This is a genomic window from Elioraea sp. (assembly GCF_051860475.1).
GTDB lineage: Bacteria > Pseudomonadota > Alphaproteobacteria > Acetobacterales > Acetobacteraceae > Elioraea.
In genome coordinates, this window is sequence record NZ_JBHYDW010000155.1 from 1 (window position 1) to 9,845 (window position 9,845).

Genomic DNA, 9,845 nt, shown 5'->3' on the forward strand with positions numbered 1-9,845 from the left:
CGCCGAGAACAAGACGCGGTCCGCGCGGATGCGCCGGTCGGACTCCATGAGCCCGATGTAGCGCGCGGTCGATCGCATCGCGAACTTCTCGACCAGGGCAAGGTTGTCGAGCTGCCCGCCGCGCAGCAGCCGGCACAGCATCGCACCCACCGCGACGGTGGTCTTGGGATCGTGGATCCGCCCGGTGGCATCGGCGTAGGGGTACCAGGCGCTCACCCGGTAGCGGTGCATCGGGTGCACGCGGTTCGGTTCGACCGCGAGCGATTCCGTCACCGTCTCGACCGTGGCCGGCCAGCGCGCCCCGCGCCCGGTCAGCAGCAGCACGTCGCAGGAGAAGCGCTGGACGATCTCCGTCAGCGGATCGAGCGCGTCGCGCAGGGTCTGGCGCACGGTCTCGTGCACCTGGGCGAAGTCGAGCTCGAGCGGCGTCTCGAGCGTCTGGAAGCCCTGCGCGCCCGCCTCGGCCGCCTTCTGGTCGAGCCAGGCCGCCGCGCGCAGCCGCGCCGGCTCGCGCGACCGGCCGGGACCGCGCGGCTCGGGATAGTGCGCGCGCAGGCCCCGCGGGTCGGCGCGCGCGGCGATCAGCGCGCCGAGCGTGGTCGCGCCCGGCGCCCCCGGGGCGAGCGGGTCCCAGGCCTCATAGGCGGACAGCACGCCGAGCGCGGCCGGCCCGAACACGTGGTTGAGCGCCAGCCTTCGCGCCTGGCGCTCGGGCTCGGTGCCGGCAGGCACGCGGAACAGCCCGACCAGGAACTGCTGGGCGCGGCCGTGGCCGAGTCCGGCCTCGGCGAGCGCGCGCCGGAGCGACGGCATCACGTGCCGCATCACCACGGTCTCGAGCACGTCGTCACCGGCGATCCGGAACCCCTCGCGGAACTCCTCGCGCGGCAGGATCACCCGGTCGGCGAGGCGGTAGGTGAGGATCGCGAGATCGGTCGTGCCGCCACCGACATCGATCGAGGCGACCCGCAGGCTGGGCTCCGCCTCGCCGTCGCGCATGCGCCCGGCGAGCGCCAAATAGGCCGGCGCGTCGCCGCGATAGGCATGGCTCACCTGGTCGTAGAGGAACACGATCTGGCTCGCGGTCGCCTCGTCGAGCCGCGCCTCGATCTCGAACTTCGCCGCCTGGTCGGGGCTGCCGATCAGGTCGTGGTAGAGGAACACCGCCGCGCGCGCCCGCTCGCGCACCTTGCGCGTTTCCTCAAGCGGCATCGCCGGGGGCAGCGTCAGGATCAGCCGGCGCAGCCGGCGCGGCGCGGCGAGGTCCTGCCGCCCGTAGCGCGCGGCGTAGGAGTTCACCTGCTGGCGCGCCTGCAGCAGCACCTCGAGCAGGAAGAAGCTGAACAGCGAGGCGCGGCTGAACAGCGGCCGCAGCGCGATGCCGCTGCGCTTGCGGTAGCTCAGCACCGTGCCGTCCTCGGCGACGAAGCGCAGGAAGCTGCCGCGGATCGCGCCGTCCGCGTCGGTCGCCGGGTTGAAGCGCCACGGCGTCAGCCGCGCCGCCTCGTCCCACAGGTAGCGCTTCGGGCTGGAGAGCCCGGTCTGGCCCTCGTTGCCGCGGTTCTGCGCCGAGAGACGCGACGCCTCGGGGCCGATCCGCACCGGCGAGCCCCACTCGAAGGCCGCGCCGCGGCCGGACTGCAGCGAGAACTCCTCGAGCCCGAAGCCGGCGCGGGCGAACTCGACCCGGCTCTCGAACGGCTCGTCGTGCACCTCCTCGGGCTGGGAAAGGTCGCGCAGCGCGAGCCGGTAGCTGTCCGCGACCGAGGCGGGCCGCCCGGGCGTCTGCTCGATCAGGAAGCCGCAGGAGCGCGAATTGCCGAGATCGAGCACGAGATCCACATCGATCAGCCCGCCCGAACGCTCGGCCGCGGCGAGGTCGATCAGCCGCATCGGCGGCACCGCGCCGGCCGCCTCGAGCGTGGCCAGCAGCGTGAGATAGGCCGCGAAGTGCCGCCCCCCCGTCTCGCTGTCCGGCGCACCGGCGCCGTCGCGCTCGCGCCAGAGCTGGGCAATCCAGTTGCGCACCCAGTCGCGGTCGAGCCAGAACGCCATCTCGGACTCGCGGGTGGCGAGCACGTAGCGTGCCGGCTCGTCCGACCAGGGCGCGACGAAGCCCGCGCCGGGCGTGCGCTTCTGGGTCGCGGTGTCGAACGCGAGCACGGCGCGGTGGGTCGCGCCGGTGCGCTCGGCCTCCGCGAGCTTGACGATACGGATGCGCGCCCAGTTCTCGGGGCCGGGTCCGAGCCGGCGCCGCCCGGGCTCGCCGTCCACCTCGACCTGGAGGAACGGCACCGGCACCCACTTGCCGAGGAAGGCGGCGATGGCGGCCTGCTGCGTCACCGGGTAGGCATCCTCGGCGGAGACGAACACCGCCCTTCCGTCCCGCTGATAGGTGAAGCCGTCGCCGTCCTCACCCGGGGTCAGTCGCTTCAGCGCCGCGAGCCCCTCCGCGCGCGGCTCCTCGAAGAAGTCGAGCTTCACGCCCAGCCGGTCGAGTGCCAGCGGCAGGTCGAGGAACTGGATGCCGCTGCCGGGCACGAGCGGCACATCGGCCCCGGGCGAGAGGGGCGGGAGGTCGGGGCTCGGCTTGATCATCGGGTCGCGGGCGCTCCGGCGGGGGCGCGCGCGGCGGCACGGGCGGGCCGGGGAATGCAGGCCTGGGGCGGCGGAACGCGCAGCGCCTCGGCGATCACCCGTCCGGCCTCCGCGCCGCCGCCGGGGCCGAACACGCGGCCCGCGGTGGCCTCGGCGAGGCAGGCGACCTGGCGGTTGGCGGCGATGTCGATCACCAGGATGGTGAGGTCGGGGTCGGCCTCGCGCGCCGTGCGCGCGGCCGCGCAGGGGTCGGCCCGGCAGGTCTCGACCCCGTCGGTGACGATCACCGCGAAGCCCGGCGTACCGGGCGGACGGCCGCGCACCGCCTCGGCGGCGCGCGCGATCGACAGCGCGAGCGGCGTGCCCGAGGCCGACGGCTCGAGCGCGTTCAGCGCGGCGATCAGCTGGGGCCGGTTCGCGTTGGCGAACACCCCGGCCGCGGCGACCGAGCAGGCCGAGGCCTCGGCGCGCGCGGGGTCAAACCGGCCGAAGCCGAACAGGTGCACACGCGCCCGTCCCGGCAGGGCATCCAGCGCCTGGAGCGCTGCCGTGCGCGCCGCCACCATACGCCGTTCGGCCGCCGGCGTGCGGTCCATCTCGGCGATCATCCGGTCGTTGCCGGGGCGCGTGGTCAGCGGGTCGCCGGTCTCGGCCCGGATCCGGTCCATCAGCGCCGCCTCGGCCGCCGCGTCCATGCCGGCGGGCCACTTCATCGACAGCGAGGTGTCCACCACCACCGCGACATCCACGTCATCGACCGGGGCGCAGAGCGGGCACGAGCCCTGGCGGCGCGCGAGCTCGCCCTCGGCCGCGGCGATCCGCCGGCGCAGGTCGCGCTCCTGCTCGGCGAGCACGCCCCGGTCGGGCGCGGGCGCGATGCGGCAGACCGCCTCGCGCGTGTCGGCCGCGGCGACGTAGCCCGAGAGCGTCAGGCCGAGCCAGGTCGCGAGGATCGCGAGCGGGATGCCGACCACCAGGGCCGCGATCGCGAGCGCCGGGATGAACAGCCGGCCGCGCGGCGGCTGCGGCTCCACGGGGGCGGGCGGGGGTGCGGTCTCGGTCATGGCACGGTGAAGGTGGCGACCTGGCGCGGCTGCGGCGTGCTCGCGGTGCCGCGCACCTCCTGCACCCGCTCGCCGACGCGGATGCGCACCAGGAACGGTACCGGGGCGACCCGGCCGATCCCCTCGCCGAGGTTCGACACCATCACCCGGTAGGTGCCGTTCGGCGCGGCGCCCTCCGGCCAGGTGATGTTCTCAATCGGGTCGCGCACGCGCCGCGGTCCGACATTCATGTCCACGTCGAGATGCCCGCCGCAGGCGCGCGGGTTGGAGTAGCTGATGGTCGCCCCGGTCGGGCAGGTGACATAGAGGTCGAGATCGGCGGTGGTCTCCCAGCGCAGGCTCACCTGGACCGCGCCGCGCTGGGCCCCCTCGCGGGCGAGCCGGCGCTCGGTTTCGTCAGCCTCGCGCGGCGGCGGCGGTGCTGCGGGGGGCGGGGCTTCCGCCTGGCGCGGCGGCGGCGGCCGGGGCGGCGGCTCGGCCGCGGCGCGGGCGATCCGGCACTGCACGATCCGGCGCGCGACCGCCCCTTCCGCCGCGGCGATCTGCTGGCGCAGCCGCGCCTCCTCGTCCTGGAGCCCGGCGAGCGGCGTGTCCGCTGGCGGGCCGTCGACCACGCAGGGAGCCGGCTCGGGCAGCCGCAGCGCCAGCATGATCCCGGCGACCGCGCCGGGCAGAAACCAGGCCATCGCCGCGGCGAGCGCGAGCAGCAGCGCGGCGAGGGCGGCCGTGCGCGCCGGCCATCGCCGCGGCGGCGCGGGTGCGGCCGGCGCGGCCGGGGGCGAGGGCGCGGCCGGGGCCGCGGCGACGGCCGGACGCTCGGCCGGCGGCGCGGCGGCCACCGCGCGCAGCTCCGCCAGCAGGTCCTTCGGCTGGGCCGCCGGATCGACCGGGCGCAGCCCCCAGCCGGCCAGCACCGGCTGCGCGCCCACCAGCACGATGTCCGCCGTCCCCGGCCCCTCGCACGCGACCGCAAGCACCTCGCCAAGCGTGCGGTTCGAGGGGTTGCGGTCGGCCTTCAGCCGCTCCGCCTCGCGGCCGAGATCCTCCACCATGGCCGCCACCCGCGCCGCGACCTCGCGCTGCTGCGTCTCTGGCAGGTCGTCGAGGCGGCGGATCTCGCCGGTGAGGTCGGTGAACCACTGCACGCGGTCGGGCAGCGGGTTGGCCGAGGCGAACAGCGCGGCGTGCTCGGCCATGCCCTGGGCGCGCAGATGGCCTTGGAGCTGGAGCAGGTAGTCCTGCGCGGTGCCTTCGAACACGCGCGCCGGACGGCGCTCCTCGCGCCTGATCTCGCCGATCTGGCGCAGCGCGGGCATCGCCGTCTCAGTCCCGCGCCGGCGCCGCGGGGGCGGCGGGCGGTGCTTCCGCCGGGGCGGCCGGGGCGGCCGCTTCCGGTGGCGGCGCGGCGGGCAGCGTCGGCGGCGGCGGCGGCGCGGGCTGGCAGGCGCCGTCGTCGGCGGTGGCGCTCACGCCGGCCTGCTGGAGGAAGGCCAGCAGGGAGCGCACCGGCTGGGCATAGTCGATGCGGTAGAGCGTGTCGCGCTCCATCCGGCCCCACGTGTTCACACCCACCACGCGGCCGCAGCGATCGGCCAGCGGCCCGCCCGAATTGCCGCGGGTGATCGAGGCGGTGTGGGTGACCAGGCTCTGCCCGGCCACTTCCTGGAGCCCGCTGACGGTGCCGGAGGTGAACACTGGATTCGGCGTGGCGGCGGCGTCGCCCTGCATCAGCCGGCGGAAGGTATCGTCGATGTCGACGGCGACACCGGGGAAGCCCGCCGCGACCACCGGCTGGAGCGGCTCGATCGCGGTGGAGAGCCTGAGTGCCGGCAGCTCGCCCTCGGCCAGCCGCAGCACCGCGAGGTCCGGCCGGAAGTCCTGGCCTTCTCGCGCGGTCGCGGCGACGATGCTCGCGCGCACCACCCGGCCGAGCTTCTTGTTCACGACCACCACCTGCTCCGAGGCGGCGTTGTCGATCACGTGGCGGTTGGTGACCACCAGCCCGCCCTCGATCGCGAAGCCGCTGCCCCGGCTCAGCCCCTCGCGCCCGTCCGGGCCGCGCGTGGGCACGATCACCAGCACGACCGAATCGCTCAGCAGGGAGGCGAGGTTGGTGGCCTGCGGCGCGTCGGGCCCGGCGGCCGGCGTGCGCACCGGCTGTTCCTCCGCCGTGGGCGGGATGATCGCGGGCGAGAGCGCGGGCTGCTGCGGCGTGCCGGGCGATCCGGGGGCGGACGGCGGGTCGAGCCGCGGTGCCGGGCCGAGGGCGACGCAGACATCGCCGGCGAGCGCGCCTTCCAGCTCCGCGAGGCGCCGGCGGAGGCCCTCGTTGACGCTCTCCTGCGCCCGACGGAGCTGGTCGTCGAGCGCGGTGTCGCGCGGCGGCGGCAGGCCCGCCTGCATCCGCTCCACGAGCCGGCTCCAGCCATAGTAGTAGCCGGCGGCGAGGGCGACGGCGGCGAGCAGCAGCACCACCGCGACCGCGGCGGCGATCGCGCCGACGGCACCGGGCCCCGCCCCGCGCCCAGGAGGCGGTGGCGCCGGCGGCGGGGGCGGCGGCAAGGGCGGGGGACTGGCGCCCGCGGCGAGGCCAGGCGAGGCGCCGGCCGCCGCGGCGCCCACCGCCGCCACCGCCGCTGCCGGCGCGGCCAGGGCTGCCCGCCAGGGATTGGCCTGGGGCGGGGCGTAGCGGCCAAGCGTCGCCTCGAAGTGCCGCGCCAGCGCCTCGGGGGCGTCGCCGACCGAGGCCGGCACGATGCCCCAGTTCACCAGCACCGGCCCGGTGCCGGTCCAGAGGATGTCGCCCTGGCCAGGCACCGCGAGGGCCGCGCGCACCAGCGGCGCGCTCGCCGGGTCGTCAAGCAGGGGCTGGAGCGCGGAGAGCCGGCCGCGCAGCTCACTCTCGGCCAGCAGGCGCTGCGCTGTGCGCAGCGTCTCGAGCGGCACGGGATCCTCCGAGGCTGGGCCGTACCACGAGATCCGGCTCGGCGTCGCGCTGTCCTTGGGATCGAGCACCGGCTCGGCGAACAGATCGAGCGCGGCGGGCGCGCGTGCCTCGACCAGCTCGCGCAGCCGGCCGTACTGGGCCACCGCGGCGGTCCCGCCCGCGTCGAGCGCGAGCCGATCGTCCAGTCCGGACGCCTTGAGGTAGCGCGCTGCCGTCATTGATCTGAAACGATCCCCTGTGCCGCCCCGTGCGCCGGCCGTCCGGACCACGTATCGCGAATGCGCGCCGCCGGCAAACGCAGCCTCGCGATCCCGGCGCGCACCGCAACGGCCATCCCCGGGCCGGCCTGGCTGGTCCGGCGAAAGAACGAAACGAACAGGCGCCGAATGCGGCTGGTCCCGGTTCCCCGGCCGGCAGCCACCTTGGTGGCCGCCGCCATGGGGTGTGGTCCGATCGCCCCAGCCGGCATGGTCTCCCCTTCCAGACCTCCGACGGACATTTCCCGACGGAGACGGATCGGGAGTCAAGCACGGCGTGGGGCGGAGGCCGGAGGGAGACATCGCCAGCCTGGCCCGCCCCGCATCCGTGTGAACCAAATGTTCCTGAACATGGAAGTCCGAAACATATGTTGCAGCGCACCGCGAACCCCCGTACCCTCGCCACCAAGCGACCGAGGGGGAGGCGGGTGTTCGGGACCACGCTCGCAGGCCGGATCGAGAGCGTGTTCGACGCGCTGAGCGGACAACTCCAGCGCGCGGCCCGGTTCGTCGCCGACCACCCGGCCGAGGTCGCCATGCACTCGATGCGCCGCGTCGCCGAACGGGCGGGCGTGGCGCCGGTGACCATGCTGCGTCTCGCGCGACGGCTCGACCTCGATGACTACGAGACCCTGCGTGGCATGTGCCGCGACCTGGTGCGTCGCCGCACCGAGGACAGCCACTTCACGGATCGCGCGCACGCGCTGCACTCGCGCCGGCAGAGCGGCAGCCGCAACACCCTGCTCGCCGATCTGCTCGGCGCCGAGCGCGAGAACATCGAGCGTACGCTCGCTGCGCCGGGGTTTGCCTACCTGCGGGCGGGGGCGCGGGCGTTGCTGCGCGCCGCGCGGCGGATCTTCGTGGTCGGGCGCCGCAGCTGCTACCCGGTGGCCTGCTGCTTCTTCTACGCCTACCGCCTGTTCCGGCCGAACGCGATCCTGATCGAGGACTGTGCCGGCAGCTTCGGCGGCGACCTGCTCGGCATCGGTGCGGCCGACGTGCTGCTCGCCGTCAGCTTCGAGCCGTATTCGACCGAGACCATCGCCGCGGTCGAGACGGCGCGCGCCGCCGGCGCGCGCGTCGTCGCCGTGACCGACACCGCGCTCTCGCCGCTCGGACGTCCCGCGTCGGTCGCGCTGATCGCGGCCAACGCCGGGCCGGCTTTCCTTCAGTCGATCGTCGCGGCGACCGCCCTGGCGCAGGCGCTGGTGATCGATCTGTTCCTGCGCGCCGGCGGCGAGGCGGTCGCCGCGCTGGCGACGAACGAGGCCCGCCTGCGGGCCCAGGGCGCGTACTGGACCGCCGAGAGCGGCCGCAGGAAGCAACGCCGGTGACGCCGCGGCGCGACCCAGCGGCGATCCGCCATCCGACATCAGGCACCGAGACACACCACGGGAGGCTTACATGAACCGACGCACCATCCTCGCCGGCGCTTCCGCGCTGATCGCCGGCGCGGCGGCCGGATTGCGCCCCGACATCGCGGGCGCGCAGGCGCCGCCGCGGCTCGCCACCTCGCAGGTGCTGCGCTTCGCGCTCGGCGTGGACGACATCCGCACGGTCGATCCGCATTTCTCGATCGGGCTCGGCGAGCAGCCGGTCACCAAGTCGGTCTACGAGGGGCTCGTCACCTTCCCCGACGGGGTGATCTCGAGCGACGACCTGCGTCCCAGCCTGGCGGAGCGCTGGGAGTCCTCGCCCGATCGCAAGACCTGGACCTTCCATCTGCGCCGTGGCGTGGAGTGGCACCACAACCATGGTCCGTTCACCGCCGAGGACGTTGTGTTCTCGCTCGATCGCGTGCGCGGCCGCGAGACCGGCTCGCCGTTCCGCACCACGCTCGCCGACATCGCCTCGGTGCGCGCCGTCGATCCGCACACGGTCGCGATCACGCTGGCGAACCCCGACGCGACCTTCCCCGCGCGCATGGTGGATGTCGGCGCAGGCTACATCGTCTGCCGGCGCGCGCTCGAGGGCGGGGTCGATCTGCGCACCCGCCCGATCGGCACCGGGCCGTTCCGCGCCACCGAGTACCGGGCGCGCGAGAGCTTCACGCTCGAACGCAACGACGGCTACTGGGGCGGCCGGCCGGTGCTGGAGCGGATCGTCATCCAGTTTATGTCGGATGCGAGCACGCGCGAGCTCGCGCTGCGTGGCGGCGAGCTGCACGCGATCGACATCGCGGCCCGCCAGGACGCCGTGGACCGCATGCGCCGGGCGCGTTTCCCCGTCGATCTGACATCGCCGGCCAATATGTTCACGCTGCACTTCAACACCAGCATGAAGCCCTTCGACGATATCCGCGTGCGCCGTGCGCTCTCGCACGCGACCAACCGCGACGAGCTGCTGACCTTCCTCGGCCGCGACGTCTCCAAGCCCGAGTTCAGCCCGTTGCCGAGCGGCTATGTCGGCCACACCGACGATGTGGCGCGCTACGACTTCGACCGCGATCGCGCGCGGGCATTGCTGTCGGAAGCCGGGCTCGGCGGCGGCATCACGCTGAACACGCCGGTCAGCAACAACGCGATCTACCTGCCGCCGATGCAGGTGATCCAGGAGCAGTGGAAGCAGGTCGGGGTCAATCTCGATCTGCGCGTGGTCGATCACCCGACCTATCACCGCCTGATCCGCGAGAACGTCGCCCCCGTGATCATCTACGGGGCCTATCGCTACCCGCTGACGGGCCGGCTGTACTTCGACCAGTTCTACCACTCCTCGGCGATCGTCGGCCGGCCGACCGCGGTGACCAACTTCTCGCATTTCGACGGCGCGGATGCCGAGATCGAGGCCGCGCGCTTCGAGTCTGACCCGGCGAGGCAGCGCGAGCTCTGGATGCAGGTCCAGCGCAAGATCATGGATGCCGCCGTGGCGGCGCCCCTGTTCACACGCGCCTATGCGATGGCCCGCTCGCCCAGGCTCGATCTCGGCCACGAGCAGAAGAGCTGGTCGTTCTACACGGTCTCGCCGCGCACGCGCATCCTC

Annotated in this window: 6 protein-coding genes; 2 read left to right on the plus strand and 4 right to left on the minus strand. The window is 74.5% G+C overall.

What is annotated here, in order from left to right:
- The 4 genes from ACTIFU_RS20015 to ACTIFU_RS20030 all read right to left on the minus strand — a co-directional run.
- The coding region (locus ACTIFU_RS20015; RefSeq protein WP_439580083.1) for a virulence factor SrfB at positions 1-2,598 on the minus strand (2,598 nt) is incomplete at its 3' end.
- The gene (locus ACTIFU_RS20020) at positions 2,595-3,662 is read right to left on the minus strand and encodes a hypothetical protein (protein WP_439580084.1); all 1,068 of its coding nucleotides are present in this window, start codon (positions 3,660-3,662) and stop codon (positions 2,595-2,597) included. The genes ACTIFU_RS20015 and ACTIFU_RS20020, both read right to left, overlap by 4 nt.
- The gene (locus tag ACTIFU_RS20025) at positions 3,659-4,978 is read right to left on the minus strand and encodes a YfaP family protein (RefSeq protein WP_439580085.1); all 1,320 of its coding nucleotides are present in this window, start codon (positions 4,976-4,978) and stop codon (positions 3,659-3,661) included. Before ACTIFU_RS20025 ends, ACTIFU_RS20020 begins: the two co-directional genes overlap by 4 nt.
- Positions 4,979-4,985: 7 nt before the next feature.
- The gene (locus ACTIFU_RS20030; RefSeq protein ID WP_439580086.1) at positions 4,986-6,827 is read right to left on the minus strand and encodes a trypsin-like peptidase domain-containing protein; all 1,842 of its coding nucleotides are present in this window, start codon (positions 6,825-6,827) and stop codon (positions 4,986-4,988) included.
- 467 nt (positions 6,828-7,294) lie between these two features.
- Between ACTIFU_RS20030 and ACTIFU_RS20035 the strand changes: the two genes are divergently transcribed.
- Positions 7,295-8,200, plus strand: a complete 906-nt coding sequence (locus ACTIFU_RS20035) for a MurR/RpiR family transcriptional regulator (RefSeq protein WP_439580087.1) — start codon at positions 7,295-7,297, stop codon at positions 8,198-8,200.
- 70 nt (positions 8,201-8,270) lie between these two features.
- Positions 8,271-9,845: ABC transporter substrate-binding protein (locus ACTIFU_RS20040; protein WP_439580088.1), on the plus strand; the 1,575-nt coding region annotated here is incomplete at its 3' end.